Annotated in this window: 25 protein-coding genes; 19 read left to right on the top strand and 6 right to left on the bottom strand. The window is 53.5% G+C overall.

The features are described 5' to 3' along the window. Positions 1 to 88: 88 nt before the first annotated feature. The 7 genes from flhB to motD are packed head-to-tail and all read left to right on the top strand — an operon-like array spanning position 89 to position 7,818. Positions 89 to 1,240 (top strand): flagellar biosynthesis protein FlhB, encoded by a 1,152-nt coding sequence (gene flhB / locus ACO0K9_RS00295; protein WP_422980680.1) that lies wholly within the window; start codon positions 89 to 91, stop codon positions 1,238 to 1,240. Beyond that, positions 1,237 to 3,324, top strand: coding sequence for a flagellar biosynthesis protein FlhA (flhA, locus tag ACO0K9_RS00300; protein ID WP_422980681.1), 2,088 nt, complete (start codon positions 1,237 to 1,239; stop codon positions 3,322 to 3,324). Before flhB ends, flhA begins: the two co-directional genes overlap by 4 nt. Further along, on the top strand, positions 3,321 to 4,655 hold the full coding sequence (gene flhF / locus ACO0K9_RS00305; protein WP_422980682.1) for a flagellar biosynthesis protein FlhF: 1,335 nt from the start codon (positions 3,321 to 3,323) through the stop codon (positions 4,653 to 4,655). Before flhA ends, flhF begins: the two co-directional genes overlap by 4 nt. Beyond that, positions 4,648 to 5,490 carry a MinD/ParA family ATP-binding protein gene (locus ACO0K9_RS00310; RefSeq protein ID WP_422980683.1) on the top strand — a complete coding sequence of 281 codons (843 nt, stop codon included), beginning with the start codon at positions 4,648 to 4,650 and terminating at the stop codon, positions 5,488 to 5,490. The genes flhF and ACO0K9_RS00310 overlap by 8 nt, the downstream gene beginning before the upstream one ends. Before the next feature lie 4 nt (positions 5,491 to 5,494). Further along, positions 5,495 to 6,226, top strand: a complete 732-nt coding sequence (locus ACO0K9_RS00315) for an RNA polymerase sigma factor FliA (RefSeq protein ID WP_186945636.1) — start codon at positions 5,495 to 5,497, stop codon at positions 6,224 to 6,226. Next, positions 6,208 to 6,948 carry a flagellar motor protein gene (locus tag ACO0K9_RS00320; RefSeq protein ID WP_422980684.1) on the top strand — a complete coding sequence of 247 codons (741 nt, stop codon included), beginning with the start codon at positions 6,208 to 6,210 and terminating at the stop codon, positions 6,946 to 6,948. The genes ACO0K9_RS00315 and ACO0K9_RS00320 overlap by 19 nt, the downstream gene beginning before the upstream one ends. Positions 6,949 to 6,981: 33 nt before the next feature. After that, positions 6,982 to 7,818: a flagellar motor protein MotD gene (gene motD, locus ACO0K9_RS00325; protein ID WP_422980685.1), complete on the top strand. Its 837-nt coding sequence runs from the start codon at positions 6,982 to 6,984 to the stop codon at positions 7,816 to 7,818. A 144-nt stretch (positions 7,819 to 7,962) separates the two neighbouring features. Here the strand turns inward: motD and ACO0K9_RS00330 are convergent, their stop codons facing one another. From ACO0K9_RS00330 to flgA, 3 genes are all read right to left on the bottom strand, one after another. Further along, the gene (locus ACO0K9_RS00330) at positions 7,963 to 8,454 is read right to left on the bottom strand and encodes a flagella synthesis protein FlgN (RefSeq protein ID WP_422980686.1); all 492 of its coding nucleotides are present in this window, start codon (positions 8,452 to 8,454) and stop codon (positions 7,963 to 7,965) included. 2 nt (positions 8,455 to 8,456) lie between these two features. Then, positions 8,457 to 8,765, bottom strand: coding sequence for a flagellar biosynthesis anti-sigma factor FlgM (gene flgM / locus ACO0K9_RS00335; RefSeq protein WP_186945632.1), 309 nt, complete (start codon positions 8,763 to 8,765; stop codon positions 8,457 to 8,459). A 142-nt stretch (positions 8,766 to 8,907) separates the two neighbouring features. Further along, a complete protein-coding gene (flgA, locus tag ACO0K9_RS00340; protein ID WP_422980687.1) occupies positions 8,908 to 9,639 on the bottom strand; it encodes a flagellar basal body P-ring formation chaperone FlgA in 732 nt (243 codons plus the stop codon). A 177-nt stretch (positions 9,640 to 9,816) separates the two neighbouring features. Between flgA and flgB the strand changes: the two genes are divergently transcribed. The 11 genes from flgB to flgL all read left to right on the top strand — a co-directional run bounded on the left by flgB (position 9,817) and on the right by flgL (position 20,890). Continuing rightward, positions 9,817 to 10,221: a flagellar basal body rod protein FlgB gene (gene flgB / locus ACO0K9_RS00345; protein WP_422980688.1), complete on the top strand. Its 405-nt coding sequence runs from the start codon at positions 9,817 to 9,819 to the stop codon at positions 10,219 to 10,221. A 65-nt stretch (positions 10,222 to 10,286) separates the two neighbouring features. Next, complete coding sequence (gene flgC, locus ACO0K9_RS00350; RefSeq protein ID WP_422980689.1) at positions 10,287 to 10,691, top strand: flagellar basal body rod protein FlgC; 405 nt, start codon at positions 10,287 to 10,289, stop codon at positions 10,689 to 10,691. A gap of 22 nt (positions 10,692 to 10,713) precedes the next feature. Next, the gene (locus ACO0K9_RS00355; RefSeq protein ID WP_422980690.1) at positions 10,714 to 11,382 is read left to right on the top strand and encodes a flagellar hook assembly protein FlgD; all 669 of its coding nucleotides are present in this window, start codon (positions 10,714 to 10,716) and stop codon (positions 11,380 to 11,382) included. Between the two features lie 62 nt (positions 11,383 to 11,444). Beyond that, entirely contained in the window at positions 11,445 to 12,785 is a 1,341-nt protein-coding gene (flgE, locus tag ACO0K9_RS00360; RefSeq protein ID WP_422980691.1) for a flagellar hook protein FlgE, read from the top strand. A gap of 73 nt (positions 12,786 to 12,858) precedes the next feature. After that, positions 12,859 to 13,599 (top strand): flagellar basal-body rod protein FlgF, encoded by a 741-nt coding sequence (gene flgF / locus ACO0K9_RS00365; RefSeq protein WP_422980692.1) that lies wholly within the window; start codon positions 12,859 to 12,861, stop codon positions 13,597 to 13,599. A 63-nt stretch (positions 13,600 to 13,662) separates the two neighbouring features. After that, on the top strand, positions 13,663 to 14,445 hold the full coding sequence (flgG, locus tag ACO0K9_RS00370) for a flagellar basal-body rod protein FlgG (RefSeq protein ID WP_422980693.1): 783 nt from the start codon (positions 13,663 to 13,665) through the stop codon (positions 14,443 to 14,445). A 32-nt stretch (positions 14,446 to 14,477) separates the two neighbouring features. Continuing rightward, the gene (locus ACO0K9_RS00375) at positions 14,478 to 15,152 is read left to right on the top strand and encodes a flagellar basal body L-ring protein FlgH (protein ID WP_422980694.1); all 675 of its coding nucleotides are present in this window, start codon (positions 14,478 to 14,480) and stop codon (positions 15,150 to 15,152) included. A 95-nt stretch (positions 15,153 to 15,247) separates the two neighbouring features. Next, complete coding sequence (locus ACO0K9_RS00380; protein ID WP_422982474.1) at positions 15,248 to 16,318, top strand: flagellar basal body P-ring protein FlgI; 1,071 nt, start codon at positions 15,248 to 15,250, stop codon at positions 16,316 to 16,318. A 9-nt stretch (positions 16,319 to 16,327) separates the two neighbouring features. Then, complete coding sequence (gene flgJ / locus ACO0K9_RS00385; protein WP_422980695.1) at positions 16,328 to 17,236, top strand: flagellar assembly peptidoglycan hydrolase FlgJ; 909 nt, start codon at positions 16,328 to 16,330, stop codon at positions 17,234 to 17,236. Between the two features lie 166 nt (positions 17,237 to 17,402). Continuing rightward, a complete protein-coding gene (gene flgK / locus ACO0K9_RS00390) occupies positions 17,403 to 19,655 on the top strand; it encodes a flagellar hook-associated protein FlgK (protein WP_422980696.1) in 2,253 nt (750 codons plus the stop codon). Positions 19,656 to 19,663: 8 nt separating this feature from the next. Further along, on the top strand, positions 19,664 to 20,890 hold the full coding sequence (gene flgL / locus ACO0K9_RS00395) for a flagellar hook-associated protein FlgL (protein ID WP_422980697.1): 1,227 nt from the start codon (positions 19,664 to 19,666) through the stop codon (positions 20,888 to 20,890). 44 nt (positions 20,891 to 20,934) lie between these two features. Here flgL and ACO0K9_RS00400 read toward each other — a convergent pair whose 3' ends face one another. From ACO0K9_RS00400 to ACO0K9_RS00410, 3 genes are all read right to left on the bottom strand, one after another. Beyond that, positions 20,935 to 21,204, bottom strand: a complete 270-nt coding sequence (locus ACO0K9_RS00400) for a hypothetical protein (protein WP_422980698.1) — start codon at positions 21,202 to 21,204, stop codon at positions 20,935 to 20,937. A gap of 153 nt (positions 21,205 to 21,357) precedes the next feature. Further along, a complete protein-coding gene (locus ACO0K9_RS00405; protein ID WP_422980699.1) occupies positions 21,358 to 23,622 on the bottom strand; it encodes an OPT family oligopeptide transporter in 2,265 nt (754 codons plus the stop codon). A 166-nt stretch (positions 23,623 to 23,788) separates the two neighbouring features. Then, positions 23,789 to 25,078 carry an MFS transporter gene (locus ACO0K9_RS00410; protein WP_422980700.1) on the bottom strand — a complete coding sequence of 430 codons (1,290 nt, stop codon included), beginning with the start codon at positions 25,076 to 25,078 and terminating at the stop codon, positions 23,789 to 23,791. A 310-nt stretch (positions 25,079 to 25,388) separates the two neighbouring features. On the opposite strand from ACO0K9_RS00410, the gene ACO0K9_RS00415 reads away from it, so the two are divergent. Then, positions 25,389 to 26,261, top strand: coding sequence for a DUF1653 domain-containing protein (locus ACO0K9_RS00415; RefSeq protein WP_422980701.1), 873 nt, complete (start codon positions 25,389 to 25,391; stop codon positions 26,259 to 26,261). The last annotated feature ends 49 nt before the right edge of the window (positions 26,262 to 26,310 follow it).

The following is a 26,310-nucleotide window of genomic DNA, read 5'->3' on the forward strand; positions in this document are numbered from 1 at the left end:
CTTGTGCTTCTGACATAGCCAATAATCACACCTGTAGCTTTGTGTAATCAGTGTGCTGGTTGCTTTGCGGAAATAACAGGAGTCGGCAATGGCCGAAGATAGCGATCTCGAAAGAACCGAACCGGCCTCGCCCAAGCGCCTTGAACAGGCGCGGGAAGAGGGCGATGTTCCACGTTCGCGTGAACTGTCAACCTGCACCATTTTGCTGGCAGCGGGTGGATCGCTATGGGCCATGGGCGATGGCCTGGTCCGGCAATTGAATCACGTCTTGATTACCGGCCTGACGCTGGAGCGCGAAATTATCTATGACCCTGAGCTACTTTTTTCCAAGATCGGTGCCAGTCTATGGGACGTGCTGGTGGCATTTGCGCCGATAGCGGTGCTGTTGCTGATCGTTGCGCTGGGCTCGCCCTTGCTGATTGGTGGGTGGCTGTTCAGTGCCAAAGCCCTGCAGCCCAATTTTGGACGCATGAACCCTATTTCCGGCCTGGGCAATATGATTTCCACCCGTGCCGGTGTGGAATTGCTGAAGGCGATCATTAAAACCGTTCTGGTCGGGGTGGTGGCGTGGATAGTCATCATGAACCAGAAGAATGCGATTTTTGCCCTGCCACTGGAATCGCTGAAAACCGGGCCGGCCCACGTTGGCCACATGATGGGTGTGTGCTTCCTGGCCATTGTCGGTTCGCTGGTGGTGATTGCGGCGATTGATGCGCCTTACCAGATGTGGCAATACGCTGAAAAACTGAAGATGACGCATCAGGAAGTGATCCAGGAATCAAAAGAGGCGAACGGTAATCCGCAAATCAAGGCAAAAATCCGTGCCCAGCAGCGCGAGATGGCACGCCGCCGCATGATGTCTGAAATCCCGACTGCTGACGTGGTGGTCACCAACCCGACCCACTTTGCCGTGGCTTTGAAATACACCGAGGGTGGCCGTGGCGCACCGAAAGTGGTGGCCAAGGGGGCAGATGCAGTGGCCGCCAAGATTCGTGAACTGGCACAGGAACACAAGGTGCCTTTGCTGGAAGCACCACCGCTGGCACGTGCACTGTTCAAGCACACTGAGTTGGGCGATGAAATTCCCGAAGCCTTGTACGCCGCCGTGGCCGAGGTGCTGGCGTATGTCTACCAGTTACGCAGTTATCGCCCAGGCGCAGGAAACAAACCGATGGAACCGAATGACTTATATGTACCACCTGAGCTGGACCCGAATAATCAAGCAGGAGCCGCAGTATGAATAGCCTCAAATTACCTGCCTGGATGAACGGTATGAATACCCGGGCGCTGGCCGCGCCTTTCCTGATTATCCTGATGCTGGCAATGATGATCTTGCCCTTGCCGGCCTTTGTACTGGACGTGTTTTTCAGCTTCAATATTGCGATTGCGATTATCGTTTTGCTGACCAGCCTGTACACCATCAAGCCGCTGGATTTCATGGTGTTTCCAACCGTTTTACTGGTCAGTACCATGTTGCGCCTGTCGCTGAACGTGGCCTCTACCCGGGTTGTCTTGACCGAGGGCCATACCGGCCCGGATGCAGCGGGCAAGGTGATTGAGGCTTTTGGTCACTTTCTGATTGGTGGCAATTACACTGTCGGTATCGTGGTGTTTATCATCCTGACCATCATTAACTTTACCGTGGTGACCAAGGGTGCGGGCCGTATTGCTGAAGTCGGTGCCCGTTTTGCCCTGGATGCGATGCCAGGCAAACAGATGGCGATTGATGCCGACCTGAACGCCGGCCTGATTGCCGAACAGGAAGCTCGCCGCCGCCGTACTGAAGTCGCGCAAGAAGCCGAATTTTATGGTGCCATGGACGGTGCCAGTAAATATGTACGTGGTGATGCGGTGGCCGGCATCATGGTGACCGTGATCAATATTGTCGGCGGCCTGATTGTCGGCATGGTCCAGCATGACCTGGATTTTGCCGCTGCGCTGAAAAACTACACGCTGCTGGCGATTGGTGATGGCCTGGTGGCACAGATTCCTTCCCTGATCATTTCTACTGCAGCCGGTGTGGTGGTATCGCGTGTTGCCAGTGACCAGGATATCAGTGGCCAGTTGATCGGCCAGTTGTTTGCCAAACCGCAGGTCATGATTATTACCGGCGGTATTATCGGTGGCATGGGTTTGATACCCGGCATGCCGCACATCGCCTTTATCTTGCTGGCTGCAATCTTGTGCGGCGGTGGTTATCTGCTGAACAAACGCAATCAGATGCCGCCCTCCATGGATGAAAAACAGGATGCGCCCGCAGCCGCACCGCAAGAGATGGAAGAAGCCACCTGGCAGGATATTTTGCCGGTCGATACCCTGGGCCTGGAAGTGGGTTACCGCCTGATCCCGCTGGTGGATAAAAATCAGGGAGGCGAGTTGCTGCGTCGTATCAAGGGTATACGCAAAAAATTTGCGCAGGAAGTCGGCTTTTTGTCACCGCCTGTACATATCCGTGACAATCTTGAACTCAAGCCTTCGGCCTATCGCATCACTCTCAAAGGGGTGGAAGTCGGTGTTGGTGAAGCCCTTAGCGGCCAGTATCTGGCGATTAATCCGGGTATGGTCACTGGCAATTTGCCTGGTACGGTCACGAATGATCCGGCCTTTGGCCTGCCTGCCGTATGGATCGATGGCGGCATGCGCGATCAGGCGCAGGCGATGGGGTATACCGTCGTCGATTCGGGCACCGTCATCGCCACGCATCTGAATCACTTGATCACTTCACATGCTGCCGAGTTGCTGGGTCGTCAGGAAGTGCAGTTGCTGATGGATCACCTGGCCAAGGATATGCCGAAGATGGTGGAAGAACTGGTACCGAAAATCCTGCCTTTGTCTGTGTTGCAAAAAGTCTTGCAGAACCTGTTGATTGAAGGCGTGCATATCCGCGATATGCGTACCATCATCGAATGCCTGTCAGAGCAGGCCATGCATACCCAGGATGCCGCTGAGCTGACTGCCCAGGTGCGGATTGCGCTTGGCCGTGCCATCGTGCAGCAGATCTTCCCGACCGGGAATGAACTGACCGTCATGACGCTGGATAACCGTCTGGAACGCCTGCTGATGCAAGCCCTGCAGACCAGTGGTGCCGATGGTGCCGGGATTGAGCCGGGTCTGGCCGACACACTGGCGACCCAGACCGAAGCCGCTGCCCAGCACCAGGAACAGTTGGGCCTGACACCGGTCTTGCTGGTGCCAGCACCGCTGCGGGCCTTGCTGTCGCGCTTCTTGCGTCGCACGGTGCCGCAACTGAAAGTTTTATCGCACGCAGAATTACCTGAAACAAAAACAATTAAAGTCACCAGCCTGGTTGGAGCGCAATCATGAACGTCAGAAAATTTACCGCAAATACTTCTCGCGAAGCTTTGCGCATGTTGCGGGATGCCCTGGGCGCTGATGCGGTGATTTTGTCCAACCGCAATGTCGGCGGCAAGGTCGAGATACTGGCCATGGCGGATGAAGCCATCAGTGCCATTGCACCTTCATCCGGTGATGAAGCGCCAGCACTGGTGTCACCATCAGTGTCGCCAGCGCCACCAGTGCCACGCATACCCGATACACCACGCTTTGCACCGCGCTATCAGGCTGAAGCACAAGTTGAAGCAGCGGCCGTCATCCGTCGACCGCTGAAACCGGCGATCGCCCTGGATGCCGATATTGAAGCTGCTGTCAGCGCTGGTGAATTGAATAATGTGATGTCGGAAATCCGCTCCATGCGCAGCATGCTGGAGTCACAACTGGCAGAAATATCCTGGACCCAGACCCAGAAGCGGCATCCGCAGAAGGCAGAAATCCTGCGTGAAATGCTGGCCACGGGTTTCAGTGCAGGCTTGTCACGCTATCTGGTAGAAAAATTGCCGGAAGCTGGCAAGGTCGAAAATGGCCTGGAATGGATCAAGAATACGCTGGTGCGTAATCTGTCCACCATCGACAATGAAAACGAAATGCTGGAAAAAGGCGGTGTGTATGCGCTGGTAGGGCCGACCGGCGTCGGCAAGACCACGACCACGGCCAAGCTGGCGGCGCGTTGCGTGATGCGCCATGGGCCTTCCAAACTGGCCTTGATCACTACTGACGGCTACCGTATTGGCGGTTTTGAACAATTGCGCATTTACGGCAAGATACTCGGCGTCATGGTGCATGCCGTCAAGGATGAGGCAGATTTGCGCATCGCCTTGTCCGAACTCAAGAACAAGCATACGGTATTGATTGATACTGTGGGTGTCAGTCAGCGCGATAAAATGGTGACCGAACAGGTTGCCATGTTGTCAGGAACAGACACTCCGGTAAAGCGCCTGCTGTGCCTGAATGCTACCTCCACCGGCGAAACCCTGAGCGAAGTGGTACGCGCTTACCAGGGTAATGGTCTGGCGGGTTGTATTTTCACCAAGCTGGACGAAGCTGCCACCATAGGTGGTGCGCTGGATATTGCGATACGTCAGAAACTCATGGTGTATTACGTTGCCAGCGGCCAGCGGGTGCCAGAAGATCTGCATATCGCCAATAAGCTGTACCTGATAGACCGTGCCTTTAAACTGAAACGCGAGACAGCCGCCTTCCGCCTGCTGTATGAAGAATTGCCTTTGCTGATGGCTGGCACCATGGGTGCCGGGAATGGTGCGCGTGCTGCTGTGTCCAGGGAGGTGTCCCTTGGCTAGTTTTGATCAGGCAGAAGGCTTGCGCCGCATGCTGGCCAGCCCCAAACCCAGGGTGTTCACTTTCCTGTCGGCCTTGAAGGAAGATGAAAAAAGTGGCATGTTGGTTAATCTGGGTGTATCGCTGGCAAAGCAGGGTAGTGAGGTATTGATGATCGATGCGCGGGCCTCGGACAATAGCGTGGGTGCTTGGCTGAATGCAAGCAATGATCGTACCTTGTTGGATGTAGCGAGACAACAGCGTACAATGAAGGAAGCGATCAAAATGGTGGCTGCTGGCTTGTCGGTGACGATGCTGACCAGGCAGGCGTCGTTGTCGTCGGCTTTGCCGCCAGAAAGTGCACGGCAACTGACCAAAGTGTTTGATGTCGTGGCAAACCAGGCAGACCTGGTGATGGTCGATGGCGACATCAATGCGAATGACGCATTTGCGCTGGCATCACTGGATGACAGTGAATTGGTGATACAGGTTTCTGCCGATCCGCATATGATCAAGGCCGCATACGGACTGATCAAGCGGGTCAGCAACAGGGTAGGAAGGCGCGGTTACGGTATTCTGGTATCCGGCGCATCAGAAAATGAGGCGAGATTGATTTACACAAATATGGCGCAGGCTGCCAGCCGTTATCTGGCTGTGCCTTTGCACTATGTCGGCCATGTGCCGGAAGATGAACATGTAAGAAAGGCTGCGCATTTGGGACGCTCCGTGATTGATGCTTTTCCAAAAGCGCGTGCTTCGCTGGCTTTTTCCCGGCTGGCGGAACAATTGGCGACGACTGCGCGTTCGACATTATGTTTAGAGGGAGTCCCTGAGCTGGGTGTCGGTCTCGGAATATAATCACATGTACACCGCTAGCGGAAAGTCAGATAAAAACTTCCTCCTCCGGGAGCACGCCCCACTGGTCAAGCGCCTTGCTTACCAGTTGAAGGCGCGTCTGCCTCCCAGTGTGGAGGTGGATGATCTTGTGCAGGCGGGCATGATAGGTTTGCTGGATGCAGTTAACCGCTATGAAGACACGCATGGTGCCCAGTTTGAAACCTATGCTGTGCAGCGCATACGTGGCGCCATGCTGGATGAGTTACGCAGCAGCGACTGGTTGCCGCGCGGCGTACGCCAGAACATGCGCAAGATAGAAAATGCCATGAATACCCTGCAGCAAAAGCTGGGCAGGCCACCTCTGGAAACCGAGGTCGCCAAGTCACTCAAGCTGTCGCTGGAGGAATACCAGGACATGCTGACCGATAGTGGCGGCCATCAACTGGTGTATTACGAAGACTTTCATGACGCCGACACCAAAGAGCATTTCCTCGATCATTATTGTTCTGACCTGTCGGGCGATCCCCTGCAGGATTTGTTGAATGATGATTTCCGTGATGCCGTGATCGGGGCGATTGACAGCTTGCCCGAACGTGAAAAATTGCTGATGGGCTTGTATTATGAGCAAGAATTGAACTTGAAGGAAATCGGGGCCGTGATGGGTGTTTCCGAATCACGGGTGTCGCAATTGCATAGTCAGGCGGTAGCCAGGCTCAGGGCGTACTTAAGGGAGAAGGCGTGGACTGGGCTAGCATAGTCGGACTTTTACTGATAGTTGTCGGCATCGTTTCTGGTCAGTTGCTGGAAGGTGGCCGTCTTTCTTCCCTGGTGCAGCCAGCCGCTTTTGTCATCGTAGTGGTGGGTACTATCGGTGCGGTGCTGATGCAAAGCCGCATCAAGGCCTTTATGCGGGGCGTACGCATGTTGCGCTGGGTGGTGTCAGAGCCGCCGGACAACAGCAAAAAGAATGTTGAAGAAGCCCTGGTCTGGAGTGTGGTCGCCAGGAGAGAGGGCTTTCTCAGCCTGGAACGCTATATGAATGCGTCAATCGATCCCTTCATCAGCAAGGGGTTGCGCCTGGTGATCGATGGCATCGACCCGATCCGGCTCAAGGATATCCTGGATGTTGATATTTCGCTGTATGAGATGGAACAGCGCCAGGCTGCCAAGATCTGGGAAGCGGCGGGCGGTTATTCGCCCACCATCGGTATTCTGGGTGCGGTGCTGGGCTTGATACATGTGATGGAAAACCTGACTGACCCATCCAAGCTGGGCGGCGGCATTGCGGTGGCCTTTGTGGCAACGATTTATGGCGTGGGCATGGCCAATCTGTTGTTTTTGCCGGTCAGTTACAAGCTCAAAGAGATCATCAACAGGGAAGTCACGCGGCGGGAAATGTTGTCTGATATTTTTTACAGTATTGCCCTGGGCGACAGCCCACGCGTGGTGGAAGAGCGATTAACCAATCATAGAAATTGATGGCTTGCCTGCTGTGATGCCTTAAAGAACCCTATGGCCAGAAGAAAATACCACGAAGAACCCGAGAACCACGATCGCTGGCTGGTTTCTTACGCCGATTTTATTACCCTGTTGTTTGCGTTCTTTGTGGTGATGTATGCGATTTCCTCTCTGAATGAGGGCAAATACCGGGTCTTGTCGAATTCGCTGACCGGGGCTTTTGGCAAGGTCATGGTGAATCCCAAGACCGTGGATAGGCCGAATGAACCCATTGTCAAGCTTGACCCGCTGCCTCTGGTAAAAAACAGCCGCGCAAATGAAGCCTTGCGTAAAGAAAAGGCGCAAATGACGACCATGGCCAAGGATATCATGACAGTGCTGGAACCGCTGGTGCGGGAAGGCAAGGTCAGGGTCAGTCAGACCAGTCGCGGCATCACCATAGAAATCAATGCCAGCCTGTTGTTTGCACCAGGCGAGGCACGCCTGAATATAGATTCGGTGCAGGCCTTGAAAGCGATTGCAGGCGTCCTCAAGGCCGATACCCATGCCATACAGGTCGAGGGGCATACCGATAATATCCCCATCAAGAACCCGATTTTTCCTTCCAACTGGGAATTGTCGGCGGTACGCGCCAGCACGGTGGCCAGGTTGCTGACTGAAAACGGTGTCGATGAAATCAGGGTGACAGCCGTAGGGCAGGGGGCGAAATTGCCGGTCAGTGACAATGACACGACCGAGGGCCGGGCCAGGAACCGCCGGGTATCGGTGACCATACTGGCGGTATTACCAGAGCCGGTAGTGGATGTGCCCATCTCGCCAGCGGCGCCAGCTTCTGTGGCTGTACCAGCGCCGGTATCGGTGCCGGCTGCTGTGACGACGCCTCTGCGATAAAATTGTGATGCGAACGGTGATGCTAGACTTTGATGCTGGACTCAGATGTGAGATTTTGATGCGAGACTGCATTGTGTTTGGCACGCTAAAACAAAAACAGACCCGAGGGTCTGTTTTTTTTATGGGAAGCATCTGTCGGCCGTATCAGGTGGCGATATAGCCCTTGCCTGATGTGCCCCTGATCGTGGACTGGCCATTCGGGCCATACATGGGGGAAGCGTTCTGGTTTCCCTGTTGTAATACGCTTAACATGGCCTGGCTTTGTGCCAGGCGGCGATTAATTAACAGACCATTGGTCTTGTTGTCTTCTTTTGCCTGCATCGACAGTTGCAGAAGCTGATCCCAGTGTGTACCTGCATCATCGGCACGGCCAGCTTGCTGCAAATACGCCTTCATGCCATCCAGGTCTGCCCGGTAACCAAGTTGTGTCAGAAACGCATTGCGCTTTTTTTCCAGCTCGGACATCTTGCCTACCAGTTGCCCTTTGCTTTGGGTGTAATCGTTGAGTAAGCTGACATCGCTATCAACAAGTGCGGACTGCTCTTTTTTCAGCAATTCAGCCAGGGAAGACATGGTGACGACTTCTTCCTTCAGGCATTGTTCAATTGCGGTATGTCCGGAACTTGTTGGGCTCATGGCTAGCGTTTTCTTGCGTTAAGTAAGTCTTTGACTGTTTCCAGAAGCCCATCAGCGACTTTTTCCGAGTTCACTTGAAAGCGTCCCTCAGAAATGGCCAGCTTGATCTCTTCCACCTTCTTCGTCTCGAATACAGCATTGCTTGCCTGTGTGCTTTGCAGAGCCTGCAATTGCGTGGACAGGGTCGAAATTTGCACCTTCGACGAATTCGCAACAGGTGCCGGCGTGTTATCTGCCGGTTTTTCCGTGCGTGCCTGCTGCGGGCTTACGGGAAGCCCTGAGGTCTTGTTAAGTGCGTCATCAATTTTCACAGCGATACCCTCAGTGTGGGAATTACAAACATCTACATCCAGTTTATCGGCTGTGTAATTTTAAACTTTAACCTTACCTCAAAAAAATATTGCACCATCTTAATAATGTTTCTTTCAGGCATTCTTTTTGCTTGTTTTTTTGCTAGTAAACTATTTCTATGATGCCACCATTTTTGGCGATGCCGCTAATGGTCTGTCCCGAACTTGTTTTCGCTTTGGCAACTTGTCCATCCGAAGCATTGTTCAGCGCTACCCCATCGGTAGCCACCTGAAAGCCAGGGCCAGTGCTGATTACCCGTACCGATTGCCCTTGCTGTACTACTGCCGGGCTCTTCAGGACATCTGCCCGCAATATGCTGCCGGAAGCCAGTGACATCTGCATGCTTTTGCCGACAGCCTGTTCAGGGCTGGTGACGACACCGGCCGGCAATTTTGAAATATCGCCGCGTAATTTGCTCAGATCGGCCATGGTAATGACTTGCCCATGGGAAATGGCATTGGCAGTCACATAATAATCAGCCGTCACTTGCACATTGGCTTGCAAATAGATGAGCCAGGTGGCGGGTGCGCCGCATTTGATGGCCAGGGTCACCTTGCCCCAGGGCTTGCTGCCTGGCGGTAAATAGGGGTTGAGGGCGTCACAGGCCTGTAGGTTCAGGCGTTTGTCAACGTCGGCGACGGTGATTTGCACTTCGCCGTTCAAGCCGCTGGTTTGCAATGTCAGAAAATCAAGAGCCACCTGCTTGAGTTGGGCCGGGTCTTGCGCTGTAGCAGCGCTGGCTGCCTGTGCCACCCCGCTCGCGCCCACCAGCGCCATCAAGAGCCATGCCGACCAGCGTTTGCCTGTTTGTAGTGGGAGTAGTGGGAGTTTCATCCTGATTCCTGCGTTTATCTGTTCTGGATTCCATTTTAGGATTCCTGCAGGTTTTTGAAAGCGGGAATAAGCAGGTTTTTCTCGTTCTGATTGCCTGATCAAACTTGCCCGGTGGCGAATAATATGCAAGGTATAGCAAACCGTGGGCATGCCTGACCGGTGGTAAAGGAGAAAATGATGGCTGGTGGACTGGATGATTTCTTGCGCTTTCATGAAGCGGCTTTGTCCGTCAGAGGGCAGCGTCAGCAATTGCTGGCATCGAATATTGCGAATGCTGATACGCCGAATTATAAGGCCAAGGATGTTGATTTTTCGGCAGCGCTGAGCAATGCCCTGCATCAGAACCTGACGCAGTCGCCAACGGCGCTGAATAAAACGGCAAGTCAGCATATGGATACATCGACCATGGTAGCCGGTGTGGCAGCCCAGTACCGGCCTACGATACAGGGTAGTGTGGATGGCAACACGGTGGATATGGATGTGGAACGCAATCAGTTCACCGACAATGCCTTGCGTTATGAGGCCAGCCTGACCATCATCAATATGCAGATTAAAAATATGCTGGCAGCCATTCAGGGTTGAATTGGGGCTAAATTCAGGGTTAAACAGAAACACAGAATAGAAGCATAGATACAAGGACCATCATCATGTCACTCTTTAATGTATTTAATGTTGCCGGTTCAGCCATGAGTGCTCAATCGCAGCGTCTGAACGTGGTGTCAAGCAACCTGGCGAATGCCGATAGTGTCACCAGTTCGGACGGCCAGCCATATAAAGCCAAGCAGGTGGTATTCAGTGCCGTGCCTATGGCGGGTACGGCTTCCACCGCCGTCAAGGTGAATCAGGTTGTAGAAGACAGTAATCCGCCTAAACTGATGTACGACCCCAAGCATCCGCTGGCTGATGAAAAGGGTTATGTCGCCACGCCCAACGTGAATGTGGTGGAAGAAATGGTCAATATGATATCAGCATCGCGTTCTTACCAGAATAATGTGGAAGTCATGAATGCGGCCAAGACCATGTTGTTGAAAACATTGACTCTGGGTCAATAAGTTTAGTGTAAAGGAATAGAAAATGACCACCATACAGACTGATACCGTTGATCCAACTTTGCTGGCGACGATGAATGCCAGCAAGACCGCTGCCAACGCTACCGATGATGCGCAAAATCGCTTCATGACCTTGCTGGTCACCCAGTTGAAAAATCAGGATCCGCTGAACCCCATGGACAATGCTCAGGTGACCAGCCAGATGGCGCAATTGTCAACAGTGAGTGGTATCGACAAGTTGAATACCACAGTCACAGCGATGAATGCCAATTTTCTGGCCAGCCAGAACCTGCAGGCGGCGAATATGATAGGCCATGGCGTGATCGCCCCAGGTAATACGATGACGGTTACTGACGGCAAGGGCATCTATGCGGTGGACTTGCCACAGTCGGCGACCAAGGTTGATGTTGAAGTACGCGACAGTGCTGGTGCCGTCGTCAGGAAAATGAGCGTGGACGCCTTGCCGCAGGGTGTGAGTACATTGACCTGGGACGGTAAAACCGATGCCGGTACCACTGCCGCCAATGGCGTCTACACTTTTGACGTGACTGCGAAATCGGGTGACACGAAGCTGGCGGGTACCAATCTGGCTTTTGGTGTGGTATCGAGTATTACTTCGGGTTCTTCGGGGGTGAAATTGAATGTGGCTAATGTAGGTGATGTCGCCATGAGTGATGTGAAACAAATCTATTGATGTCTGGAGCGATCCCGAATCAAACAGTGTCAATGAACTATACAAAGTAACGGAGAAAAATCATGGGTTTTCAACAAGGCTTGAGCGGACTGAATGCTGCTTCCAAATCATTGGACGTCATTGGTAACAATATTTCCAATGCCAGTACCGTCGGTTTCAAACAGGGACAGGCGCAGTTTGCTGACGTCTATGCCAACTCGCTCAATGGTTCTTCCGGCGGCACTGTGGGTATTGGTACCAAGGTATCCGGGGTGGTGCAGCAGTTCACGCAGGGAAATATCACTTCGACGAATAACCCGCTCGATATCGCGATCAATGGCGGCGGTTTTTTTCGTATGTCCACCAATGGTGCCGTCACGTATTCGCGTAACGGTCAGTTCCAGTTGGACAAAACTGGCAATATTGTGAATGCCCAGGGGGCGCAATTAACTGGTTATGTTGCCAATGCCGCGGGTGTTTTGTCTACCGGTGCAGCTGCGCCGATTAACATCAATACCTCTGATATTGCGCCGGCACAAACCTCAGTTATCAATGCGGTCATGAACCTGGATTCGCGTAAGCTTGTCCCTGGTACACAGACACCGGTTACCATTCCACCAGTGATTACGCCAGTCGCTTTTAGCGCGACCGATCCGACCACGTACGATAGCTCGACCTCGATTGCCGTCTTTGACAGTCTGGGTAACTCACACGTGGTGCAGTCTTTCTTTGTGAAAGTGGATAACCTGAATGTGGCCACGCCACCTACTGCACCTGCCACCATAGAATGGGATGTGTTTGCAACAGTGGATGGGGTATTGATTGCAGGTCCTGGTGCAACTGCCAACTCTATTGGTCGTATCGGCTTTGATAATTTGGGTAAATTGACTGTTGCAACGCCAGCTTTTTCTCTCACTGACCCCAAAGCCATGCAACTGGTCGTGCCGGTCAGTACTGGCGCGGTAACGCCAATCAATACTGCTGTGGATATCAAATATGATTTCACTGGTACGACACAGTTTGGTTCTGATTTCAGCGTCAGCAAGAATACCCAGGATGGATACGCTTCCGGCAAACTGTCGAAGTTCAATACGTCCAAGGATGGCACTATCGTTGGTAGTTACACCAATGGTAAAACTGCCGTGCTGGCCCAGGTGGTGCTGGCTAATTTCACCGACCCGAACGGCTTGCAATCGACCGGTGATAACCAATGGATAGAAACCGCAACTTCAGGCGCTGCCCTGGTAGGAGCGCCAAATTCCGGCAGCCTGGGTAGTCTGACTTCCTCCGCGACAGAAGATTCGAATACCGATTTGACGGGTGAGCTGGTCAATATGATTACCGCCCAGCGCGTGTATCAGGCCAATGCGCAAACCATCAAGACCCAGGATCAGGTATTGCAGACGCTGGTCAACCTGCGTTAATGAGCTGAAGTTAAGCTGAAACTAAGCTGAAACGATTTTTTATGGCCCGTATTAAGCAGACAGGGAGGATGTTGTGGACAGGTTAGTGTATACCGCGATGACAGGTGCCAAGCACATCCTCGAACAGCAGGCGACGACGTCGAATAACCTGGCGAATGTGACCACCACCGGCTTTCGGGCGCAGCTGGATTCTTTTCGTGCCGTGCCTGTGCTGGGTGATGGTTTGCCAACGCGGGCCTTTGTGGTGGATTCAACGGTCGGTACGGATTTTTCTACCGGCAGCATGCAGGTTACCGGGCGTGAGCTGGATGTGGCAGTGCAGGGCAAGGGCTGGCTGGCAGTGGAAAAACCAGATGGTTCAGAAGCCTATACCCGCCATGGCAGTTTGAAGGTCAGCGAAAACGGTATCTTGCAGACGCAAAGTGGTTTGAATCTGGTGGGGGATGGCGGACCAATCACCATACCACCAGAAGTGTCTATCGAAATTGCCAAGGATGGCACGGTATCGACCATACCCATGGGCACCAAGCCCGGTGCGGTACAGGTCATAGGCCGCTTGAAACTGGTCAATCCGCCAGAAGATAATCTGGTGCGCGGCGACGATGGTTTATTCAAAACCAAGGATGGCACGGCAGTCGATGCGGATGCGGCTGTGACCGTCGCTGGCGGCATGCTGGAAAACAGCAATGTCAATGTGGTGGAATCCATGGTCAGCATGATTAACCTGGCGCGCAGTTTCGAAATGCAAATGAAGCTGTTGCAGAATGCCGAGAATAACGCCAGTAAAGCCAGTCAGATCTTGACTTTGAGTTGATGCCTTTTGCCGCAAAATGGCAAGTGTGAGAATTTGCCGTTGAGGCGAAAAAAGGGGAGAACAATGATACGTTCATTATGGATAGCCAAAACTGGCCTGGATGCGCAACAAACGCAGATGGACGTGGTGAGTAATAATCTGGCCAACGTCAGCACCAACGGTTTCAAGCGCTCACGTGCAGTGTTTGAAGATTTGCTATATCAGAATATACGCCAGCCCGGCGCCCAGAGTTCCCAGCAGACACAATTGCCTTCCGGTTTGCAACTGGGTACCGGTGTGCGTCCGGTAGCGACAGAAAAGATTTTTACCCAGGGTAATTTGCAACAGACCGGCAATAGCAAGGACGTTGCGATTCAGGGGCAGGGCTTTTTCCAGGTATTGATGCCAGACGGTACCACGGCCTATACCAGGGATGGTTCCTTCCAGACCGATAGCCAGGGGCAATTGGTGACATCCAGCGGCTATGTGATACAGCCTGCCATCACCATACCGGCCAATGCACAATCCATTACGGTGGGGCGGGACGGCACGGTGTCGGTGACCCAGCCTGGCTCGGTGGCTCCGGTGCAGGTTGGCACTTTGCAATTGGCGACCTTTATTAATCCAGCCGGCCTGATGGCCCTGGGTGAAAACCTGTATGTGGAAACCGCCGCATCCGGTAACCCTGGCACCAATACGCCGGGTACCAATGGTGCGGGTTTGCTGATGCAGGCTTTTGTCGAAACTTCTAACGTGAATGTGGCGGAAGAGCTGGTCAACATGATACAGACCCAGCGCGCCTATGAAATCAATAGCAAGGCGATCACCACATCAGACCAGATGTTGCAACGCCTGTCACAACTGTAAGCCATTGATGACGACAGATGAATGAGTGCATCATGAAAAATTTCACATTATCGACCTTGTTGCCGCTGCCGCTGTTGTTGCTGCTGACTGCCTGCGCGGTGACGCCGCCACCCATCGTGCATCAGCCGACCACTTTGCCGGCGCAAACTGCCAAGCCCATGCGCGAAGCCAACGGGGCGATTTTTCAGCAAGCGACTTATCGTCCTTTGTATGAAGATTCCAAGGCGCGTATGGTGGGGGACGTATTGACGATTGCCATCAGCGAAAAAACTTCTGCTGGCAAAACGGCTGCTACATCCGGCAGCAAATCCGGGGCGGCAGCTTTTGCTGCACCGACTATATTCGGTGTAAAAGCGACGACTACCGCACAGGCAGGTCTGGCCACGTCATCGTCCACCAAATTTGATGAAAAAGGGGCTGAAGCCGCCAGCAATAACTTTACCGGCACCATCGCTGTGACGGTGATTGATGTGCTACCCAATGGTAATTTGCTGGTCAGTGGCGAGAAACAGCTGGCGTTTGACAAGGGCGCGGAATTTGTTCGCTTTTCCGGTGTCGTCAGTCCCACCACCATTGCAGCCGGTAACGTTGTGGCATCCACTCAGGTGGCAGATGCACGTTTTGAATACCGTTCCACGTCGAATGTGGACAGGGCAGAGCTGAATTCCATGCTGACCCGGTTTTTCCTCAGTTTCCTTCCTTTATAGTGAAAGACAAGGACAGGTTTATGAACTCCCTCTCATCTTCCTCCGCTTCCTCATCTTCCAGATGGATCAGGGCGCTCTGCATCGTGCTGGGAGTCATGGGTAGCGGTTGGGTGTCACAGGCACATGCCGAACGCATCAAGGACCTGGCTGGCATACAGGGCGTGCGTCAGAATCAGTTGCTGGGATACGGCCTGGTCGTGGGCCTGGATGGCAGTGGTGACCAGACTACGCAAACACCGTTTACGGTACAAAGCATCATCAGCATGTTGCAGCAACTGGGTGTCACTATCCCGGTCGGTACCAGTTTGCAATTGAAGAATGTGGCAGCGGTGATGGTCACGACATCTTTACCTGCATTTGCACAACCAGGCCAGACGCTGGATATCACGGTGTCTTCGATGGGGAATGCAAAAAGCCTGCGTGGCGGTACCTTGCTGATGACACCGCTGAAAGGTGCAGATAGCCAGATTTATGCCATGGCACAGGGCAATGTGCTGGTCGGTGGCGTGGGCGCTGCCGCGAATGGCAGCAAGGCACAGATCAATCATTTGGGCGTGGGTAAAATTTCTGGCGGGGCAACAGTGGAAAGAGCCGTGCCGAATTCTGTGGCCCAGGGGGCGACCATACAGCTGGAGTTGAATACCTCCGATTTTTCTACCGCCAGCCGGGTGGTGGATGCCATCAATCGCCGCTTTGGTCCGGATACGGCTGCCGCCATGGATGGCCGTGTGATTCAGGTCAAGGCACCAGCCAGTACTGATCAGCGCGTGTCCTTTTTGGGCAACCTGGAAAACATCGATGTCACGCCAGCACAAATGGCAGCCAAGGTCATCCTGAACGCCAGGACCGGTTCCATCGTCATGAACCAGGCGGTGACTCTGGAAACCTGTGCGGTCGCGCATGGCAACCTGTCGGTCGTCATCAATACCGATAATGCGGTAAGCCAGCCGAATGCACTGGCCGCAGGCCAAACGGCAGCTACCGCCAATTCCACCGTCACCATCACCAAGGACCCCGGTCAGTTACTGATGCTGAAGGCGGGTGTCTCGCTGTCAGAGGTGGTGAAGGCCTTGAATGCAATCGGCGCGACGCCGCAAGATTTACTGTCTATCCTGCAAGCCATCAAAGCCTCGGGCGCATTGCGTGCCGACCTGGAAATCATCTAAGGGATCGTTATGATAGGCCGTACCGATTTCTCTGATAAAACTGCCTTCGACAGCAAATCACTGGACGAACTCAAGCAATCGGCAAGAAATAATTCACCTGATGCCATCAAGGGTGCAGCCAAGCAATTTGAAGCCTTGTTCATGAATATGATGCTGAAGTCCATGCGCCAGGCCGGTGGCCAGGATGGCCCCATGGACAATGAACAAAGCCGCATGTACACCTCTATGCTGGATCAGCAATTGTCACAGACCATGGCCAAAAAAGGTGTGGGCCTGGCGGATGTGCTGGTCAGGCAATTATCGAACAATGCCATGAACCAGGCGCTGGAGTCGGATACCCCCGGCAATACAGGTAGCGCCAGCGGTGCCAGCAGCATACGCGGCTTGAACTCTTACCTGGACAATCTGAAATTTGAGCAGCAGCCAGCCAATGCGCCGAAGACCGCGTTCACCGGCCCTAACCATGTACGAGAATTCCAGGAAAAACTGACAGCGCATGCAGAGCAGGCCAGCCAGGAAACCGGTATTCCCGCCAAGTTCATGCTGGGCCAGGCTGCGCTGGAAAGTGGCTGGGGCCGTCGCGAGATCAAGTCTGCCGATGGCTCTGCCAGTCATAACATATTTGGCATGAAAGCCACCAAGGGCTGGAAGGGTAAAACTGTTGATGCGGTAACAACGGAATATGTGAATGGCGTAGCCCAGCGCAAGGTGGAAAAGTTCAAGGCCTATGATTCCTACGCCGAGGCCTTCAAGGATTATGCCAAATTGATAACCAAGAATCCGCGTTATGAAAATGTCATGGCTAACGCGAAAGATGCAACAAGTTTTGCTTATGGCTTGCAAAAAGCAGGGTATGCCACTGATCCTGAGTATGCTAACAAGCTGACAAAAATCATCAAGCAGTCTCTTTCAACTTAAGTTTCCCCTGTGAAAGTGCATCAGATTAAAGTTTTGGCGAAACGCACCGAAAACATGATTGATGGCACGAGGTGTGCTGGTATCTGTTGGCATAGACATTGTTTGTTCTTCCAGACAGAGATCAGCCACGACAGGCGGCTAACTTAGCAAAAAAGCAGGTTCAATTATGGGTTCAAATATTTTTGGCATCGGGCAATCGGCCTTGTCTGCGGCGCAGTTGGGTATAGCGACGACCGGGCATAATATTGCCAATGCGTCAACTCCAGGTTATAACCGCCAGGTTGTCTTGCAAGCCGCCAATGCACCCCAGAATCTGGGCGGTTCATTTGTCGGACAGGGCGTTTCCGTCACCGACATACAGCGCCAATACAATTCTTTCCTGGCTGGACAGGTGAATTCTTCCCAGTCTGCCAAGAATCAGGCCGATGTGTATTATTCGCAAATCAGTTCGATCAATAACCTGGTTGCTGACCCTACCGCAGGCGTGACACCTGCATTGCAGGACTTCTTCAAGGCATTCCAGAATCTGGCATCCAGCCCGAATGGTACTGCCGGTGCTGCAGCGCGTCAGGCCGCTTTGTCGGCTGGTGAGTCGCTGACGGGACGTTTGAATAGCTTGCAGGGCAGGTTGGACCAGATATCTTCCGATGTGAATGGCCAGATTTCATCCGTGGTTGGTTCCATCAACGGCTATGCAACCGAGCTGGCTAACCTGAACGATGTCATTGAAAAAGCGCAGGGCGTGAGTGGCAACGGTAGTGGCCCGAATGATTTGCTGGATCAGCGTGATCAACTGATTACTAATTTAAGCCAACTGACCAAGGTCAGTGTGGTGCCACAGGGTGCCAAATACAATGTATTTATCGGCAATGGCCAGCCATTGGTATTGGGCAGCATTGTCAATCAATTGTCGGTCAGCCAATCCTTGACTGATCCTAGCCGTTCCGAAGTATCGTATGTGTCAAATGGGACGTCGGTCTTGTTGCCAGAAAACAGTTTTGCTGGCGGCAAGCTTGGCGGCTTGTTTGATTTTCGCGCCAGCACGCTCGATGCTGCCCGCAATTCCTTAGGTCGTATCTCGATAGGTCTGGCGACGGATTTCAATAATCAGCAAAAGCTGGGGCTGGACCTGAACGGGCAAGCCGGTGGTAACTTCTTTACGATAGGCACTCCAATATCGACACCGAGTGCCCTGAATACCTCTACCGCCGCCATCAATGCATCGATTACCGACGCCAGCGCGCTGACGACCAGTGATTACCGCCTGCAGTTTATCGGCGGTAACTACAAAATTACCCGCCTGTCGGATGGTGCAACACAGACTTCGGCTACCTTGCCATTGAAGATGGATGGGGTGAACTTCCAACTGGCACCACCACCTGCGGCAGCAGCACCGAATGCTGGTGATGAATTCCTGATCAGGCCGACAGCGGCCGGCGGTTCCAGCATAGCGATCGCCATCACGGACCCGGCAAAACTGGCAGCTGCGGCGACAGTGACAACGTCTTTCCCGACCACCAATACGGGTACTGGCCAGGTCAGCGTCGGCGTTACCAATTCCCTGGTGGCATCTGGCAGCACTTCTGCGACTGCAACCATCAGCGCGGCTACCACCGATGATTCCTATGTCGGCACGACCCTGGCTGCGCCGGTCACGCTGACTTTTGCTGCGAATACGATTTCCGGCTTCCCGGCGGGGGCGACCGTTTCGGTCAAGGTTGGTGCGGTCACGACCACTTATCCACCGCCGGCCACTGTGCCGTACACCAGTGGCGCGACGATCAGTTTCAGTGGTGTCAGTTTTGCTGTCAGCGATGGTGCCACGCCACCTGCGAATGGCGACACCTTTACCCTGGCGGCCGCTTTGCCGGTGGCGGCGACAAGGTTGACCTACAATTCTGCGGGTAATACCCTGACAGGGTTCCCGGCTACGGCGAATGTGACGGTCACCAATAATGGTAAATCGACGACCTATCCAGCCGGTACAGCAATTCCATATACGACTGGCGCGACCATCAGTTACAACGGCATCAGTTTTTCATTGTCGGGTAATCCGGCAAATGGTGACGTGTTTGATGTTGCTCCCAATACCAATGGTTCAGGCGATAACCGTAATGCCGTTTTACTGAGCAGTCTGCAAACACAAAATACCCTGGCCGGCAAGACCACGACTTTCCAGGGTGCTTATGCCCAGTTTGTCAGCGCGGTGGGTAACAAGGCCAATGAATTAAAAATCACCAGTGATTCGGAAGGCAAGCTGTTGACCCAGGCGGTAACCGCACAACAGTCGGAGTCAGGTGTTAATCTGGATGAAGAAGCGACGAATTTATTGCGCTATCAACAGGCTTACCAGGCGGCAGGCAAATTGATGCAAATTGCAAGTACATTGTTTGACTCCCTGCTTCAATTGGGTGGATAGAGGCTATCATGCGTATCAGTACGAGTACCATTTATGAATCTGGCGGCGCCAGGATCAGCGATCTTCAGGTCGGTTTGAACAAGACCCAGCAACAAATCGCTGCTGGCAGACGCGTATTGACACCGGAAGATGACCCCATTGCATCGGCCCGTGCCCTGGTGATTTCTCAGTCTGATTCGCTGAATACCCAATTCGCGACCAACCGTCAAAGTGCAAAAAACAATCTCAGCGTGTCAGAGAGCGTGTTGTCGAATGTGACTGACACCATGCACAATATCAAGTCACTGATAGTCGAAGCTGGCAACGGTACTTTTTCTGATGCTGAACGCGGTTATGTCGCACAAGAACTGCAAGGTAATCTGGACCAGTTGATGGGCCTGGCCAATTCCACTGACGGTACTGGCAATTACCTGTTTTCCGGTTTCGCGACGACCGTTGCGCCGTACAGCAAAAAACTGGGTGGCGCGACTTACAACGGTGATCAGGGACAACGGTATTTGCAGGTGGATACGTCCCGGCAAATCCCGCTGAGTGGGGCTGGTACGGCAATTTTTGAAAATATACGCACGTCCCCCGGGCAGTTCAATGTACAGTCCAATCCCTCGAATGTCGGCACTGCACTGGCTACTGCTTCGATCAATGTACCCACGTCAGGAAATTTGACCGGCAACAACTACGAAGTTGCATTCGATAATCTTGGCACTTCTTTTACCGTGACCAATAAAACCACGGGTGCCGTGGTTGTCCCACTGACCCCTTACGTCAGCGGTGCAACCATCACTTTTGATGGTATCGATATGCAGGTCACTAATGCCGGTGGTCCGCCTGTGGCGGCACCTGGACCGGGCGACAAGTTCTCGGTACAGCCCGGTAACCAGAATCTGTTTGAGACGCTGACTGACATCATCACTGCACTGAACACGCCAGCCAATACGGTCGCTGCCAAAAAAGACCTGAATGCAGCGCTGACCCAGGGCAACAATAATATCGACAAGTCACTGAATAATGTGCTGACGGCGCGCGCCCAACTGGGTACCAGCCTGAAAGAAATCGATGACCTCGATAGCGAAGGCGATGCCAAGGGTGTGTCCTACAAGCAGGATCTGTCAGCCTTGCTTGATCTTGATTACGCCAAGGCCATTACCGAACTGAACCAGCAGCAAACCACCTTGCAGGCAGCCCAGCAGTCATTCGTCAAGACATCTGGTCTGTCGCTGTTTGACTATATCCGCTGATAGCAAGCCATCTGGGGTAAATTGAAATGAGCAGCTACGGCTGCTCAAATTTTTTCCATATCTTCCGAATCCAGCGCAATCACATGGGTCTGCATGATGCCGTGTTCGTCATGCCATTCGCGGACTACGCAAGGCTGGCCTTCTTCATCCAGGTCGATGACCTTGAAGAACTGGCCTATCATTGATTCGATCAGGATGCGTTCATCTGGCGGGAAACTCTTGATAAATTGCTTGTCCAGGTTGACGACGCGGACGATGTCACCGACGACTACGGGCTGATTCTTGCAATCGACGGCGGTGTGGGGTGCTGACATGGTGGTTCCAGTATAAATTATTGACGGATATTGTACTTCCAATGGCCCGCTTGCCACAGGATAGCCAAGAAAAAAGGGTCTGATCGCACCTGGCATTCAGACCCTGTCTTTTTTCTTGAATCGAAATCAGGAACAGCTTATTGATTTACCGGTTTAGCTGGCTTTCTTTTCGCGGGCGACCCAGTACAGTGCAAATGCGATCAACACGTAAGGGATCAGTGACAGTGCATCGGCATTCGCCCCTTCAAAGAAAGGATTGTTGACCGTTGCCCAGTCACCTATTTTCTTGTCGAAATCTGTCAATATACCTGCGGTAAAGGCAATCACGATACCTGCCAGTGCACCGCCAGCGATGTAGCCGGAAGACAGCAGGACGCCTGAGCTGCGGTCGCCAGCAGCCTGTTTCTCATCTTCGCTCAGGTGCTGATTGTGTTCCAGCTTGCTATTCCGACGATCCACTGCCCAGCGTATCATGCCACCAACGAACAGCGGGGCAGACGAAGACAGTGGCAGATACACGCCGACGGCAAAGGCCAGCGACGGTATGCCTGCCATTTCCAGCACGACGGCAATCATCACGCCAAACAAGACCAGGGTCCATGGCAGTTGACGATCCAGTATGCCCTTGATGATGTAAGACATCAGCACGGCTTTCGGCGCATCATATTTCTTGACTTCAGTACCGTCAGGGCGCTTGTTGTAAGCACCGTTGATACCCGGGTCAACCAGATACACTGCTTTGCCAGCATTGTCGACAAAGTATTTACCGGCTGGGCCACCCACATTGTCATTCTTGTGCCAGACCTTGTAGGTGCCTTTGTCGGTTTCGGCCTGCGGGCCTTGCAGTTGAGCGGTGTCGGTCAGTTTGGAGACATCGGTCACCAGCGCCGGGGCGACCTGGGCTGCCGGTACATACACGGTGCCGGAATCATTCAGTTTCAGCAGGATAGGGCCAAGGATCAGGGCAGAAGAAAGCGCGCCAGCCAGAATCGCATACTGTTGCAGGCGCGGGGTGGAGCCGACAATGTAGCCGGTCTTCAAATCCTGCGAGGTGGTACCGGCATTGCTGGAAGCGATACAGACGATAGCGCCGACAGACAGGGCAGTGACATAGTATTGACCACCAGTCCAGCCCATGATGAGGAAAATCAGGCAAGTGAACAGCAGGGTCGCCACCGTCATGCCAGAGATGGGGTTGGAAGAAGAGCCGATTTCACCTGTCAGACGGGAAGACACGGTCGCAAACAGGAAGCCGAATACCAGGATCAGCAAGGCACCCAGGAAGTTCATGTGCAGCGGCGTGGCAAACGTGATGATGGCGATGATCGCCAACGCACCGATGACCACCCATTTCATCGGTATATCCTGGTCGGTACGAACTGGTGCAGTGACGGCAGCCGCACCCTTGCCCAGGCCAGACAAGCCAGCCGACAGGCTGCGCCAGATGGTCGGCATGGCACGCACCAGGCTGATCAAACCACCGGCAGCAACTGCCCCGGCGCCTATGTACAGAATGTAGGCACCGCGGACATCATGCGCGCTCATCTGGCTGATGAGCTTGTTGCCGGGGGCCAGGGGCACACTCAATGCATCACCAAAAAACTTGATCATGGGGATCAGCAGCAGGTAAGACATGACGCCACCTGCAGCCATGACGGCAGCAATGCGCGGGCCGATGATGTAACCAACACCCAGCAATTCTGGCGATACTTCCGCACCCAGCGAGCCGCCTTTCAGTGGCGCACCAAACACGACTTCGGGCGTATCTTTCCAGCCTTTCAATGCGACGTTGGCGATTTTGTAGAGCAGGCCGATACCAAAGCCGCCAAAGATAATGGCAGCGCGTTTGCTGGCATCATCCAGCGCATTCGGGTTATTTTTTTCACCGGCTGCTTCGCGCGATGAATCCGTTGCGGCTGCCTTTAATACCTCGGCGCAGGCCGTGCCTTCCGGGTATTTCAGCTCATCGTGTTTTTCCACGATCATGGTTCTGCGCATGGGGATCATCAGCAAAATACCCAGCAGGCCACCAAGGCAGCCAACCAGCATCACACGCGAGATTTCCAGATCAAAACCCAGAATCAGAATCGCTGGCATGGTCACACCCAGACCAAAGGCCAGGGATTCACCCGCCGAACCGGCAGTCTGGGTAATACTGTTTTCCAGGATGGTGGCGTCTTTGGCACCCAGTTTATTGCTGAGCCGGAACAGGGTAATGGCGATCACCGCGACCGGGATCGAGGCGCTGACAGTCAGGCCAACTTTAAGAACCAGATAAAGTGAAGACGCACCGAAGATCATCCCCAGCACCACGCCCATGATAAGGGCGCGTGCGGTCAATTCGGGCAATTCGGCCGAATCGGGGATGTAGGGTTTAAACCCGGGCTTGGAACTGGCGGCTGACATTTCTTTTGGCATTGGTGTACCTGTATTGTTGTCAAATTGAGGTAGAAAAAGGCGGATATTTTTTCAGCCTGGCGAATTACCGGCCCATCCCGTCTCCTGACTGCCGGAAAAGGCCGATGAAAAAACATAAATAATCGCGCATTATCTCGCTTTTTTCCGTCAATTTGCAATGCCGTGATCACACTTGCTGCATCTCTTCCTGTTTACTGAGTGTTGGCAGGGCAGTAATGCCCCGGATTATCGGGTTTCTACCGGCAATATACGCCAGCAACAGGGCGCTGGCACCGGCAAAACCCAGCGAATAACGCAGGCCCAGGTGTTCGCCCATCCAGCCACCGATCAGCGCGCCGGGGCCGGCCGGTATCAGGATCAGCCAGCGCATGGTGCTGGTCATGCGTCCCAGCATGGCTTCGGGCGTCACTGCCTGGCGCAATGCCAGGAAGTTAATAAAAATCAGTACACCACCGATGGAAAAGCACATCAGCATGAAGCTAAAGGCAGCGATACCCCAATTATTGGCCGGTGCCAGCGCCAGCAAGCTCCAGCCCACCCCGCAGACGGCTACCCCCAGCACCATGCAGGGGCCAGAGCCAAGACGGCGGCTGATGCGATAGCCATACACACTGGCAATAATGGTACCTATACCCATGCCCATGTAACTCAGGCCGATGGCCTGTTCGGACAGGCCCAGTTCACGCGTGGCAAATAAAATCTGCACCACCAGGGCAGCGTTATAACAAAGTTGCCAGCCGCCGACCGTCATTGCCAGTGCGATCAGCAAGGGCTTATTGGTGACAAAGGACAGCCCAGCCTTCAGGTCGCGCCAGAAATGCGCGTCTTCCCGTGGCTGACGTACTTCATTGATATGGATGCCGCGCAAGATGACGGCAGATGTCAGCAACAGCAGGGCATCTGCCAGCAAGGCCAGCGGTGCACCCATTAATTTAATCAGGGCCCCGGCGGTGGCCGGGCCGGCGACTTCAGCCCCGGATGTGGCCAGGGCATTTTTGGCATGGGCTTCAACCAGCCGGTCACGCGGTACGATTTGCGTCAGCACGATTTGTGAGGCTGAGCCGGCGGTAGTGTTGACCATGCCTATCATGAAGCCAACCACATACAGCCAGCTCATGCTCAGATAACCCAGCCACCATGCCAGCGGCACACTGGCAACCGCCAGCGATATCGTGATTTCACCAACGATATATACCGGCAGCTTGCGCACCCGGTCCAGCAGCACGCCGGATGGCAGGGACAGCAAGACAAAGGGCAGCACTTCCATAAAGGTCAGTACACCCATTTGCGAAGGACTGGCGTGCAATAGTATCGCCGCTGTGAGTGGCAATGCCAGCATGGTGACCTGGGCACCGAAGGAACTGATTAGTATCGATGTCCACAAACGGCGATAGATCAGATCGCGTAATAAATCCCGTGTCGGGAGCGAAAACAAGTCAAAGATTTTATTTATCATAGTTAACAAACACAATGTGCTGCCTGCGCGCTGCCTGTTCATTGCTGCATGCATGATGATGGATACATCGCGCATAGGATGGACAGACGGTGGCGACGATGTCAGCCAAGAAGTGCCAAATGCTGTTGGATGACAAAATGAGTGTAAAGACTGGGCCAGATCGGCCAGCGTTTACAATACGGTCATCAGGATAAGTCAGGAGACTGGAGCAAGATAGAGCAGCTCCGGGGCCGCTTTCGCATGTTTTTATTGACGCGACCTGTAAATAGATTGTATTGATATTGATTAGTTCCCGCCAGTGAAAAAAATGATGTTTGAAAAACCAGTAGTGATGATTGACTTTGAAACTTCCGGCATGACGCCAGAGCAGGGCGGACGTGTGACAGAAGTGGCCGCCTTGCGTATAGAAGGTGGTGAAATCGTGGATCGCTATGTATCCCTGATCAATTGCCGTGTGCGCATACCGTACTTCATTACCGAATTGACAGGTATTACCCAATCCATGGTGGACCATGCGCCACCAGTATCGGAAGTCATGCCCGAACTGCTGGAATTTATCGGTAGCGATGTGCTGGCAGCCCATAATGCCAGTTTTGACGAGAAATTTTTGCTGGCAGAAAGTGATCGCCTGGGCTTGTGGCCATCTTACGATGGCGTCATCTGTTCGGTGAAACTGTCGCGTCGCGTATTTCCGGGGTTGGGCAGTTATTCCCTGGGGCCGCTGGCGTCGTCGCTGGGCATACGCTTTAAAGGTTCGGCCCACAGGGCGGAAGCAGATGCTGAAGTGGCCTCCAAACTCATGCTGCGGATTGCCACTGAACTCGGTGAACGCTATGGCTTTAATGGCATAGACCCACGCCTGCTGCAAGATGTGAACAAACTGACGGCAGCCAAGGTACCTGCCTTTCTGAAGCAGCAAAGTGCCGGACCATTGGCTGAGGTGGTACCCGCAAAGACGGGCAAAAATGTCGCTGCCAACAGGGCAAAGGTACAGCGCTACCGCCACTACAAGGGTGGTATTTACGAACTGGTATGCGAAGCGACGCAGGAATCTGATTTGAGCCCGGTGATCGTCTATCGTTCACATGACGGCAGCATCTGGACCCGGCCCAAGGCAGTGTTCTTTGAAACGCTGGAAATCAATGGGGTGAAAGTGCAGCGCTTCACGCCCATTGCAGAATAATTCATCTCAGCTTGCCCTGATTTGCCTTGATTTGCCACGATAGGGGCAG

It is taken from the genome of Undibacterium sp. Ji50W (assembly GCF_049340445.1).
Lineage (GTDB): Bacteria > Pseudomonadota > Gammaproteobacteria > Burkholderiales > Burkholderiaceae_D > Undibacterium.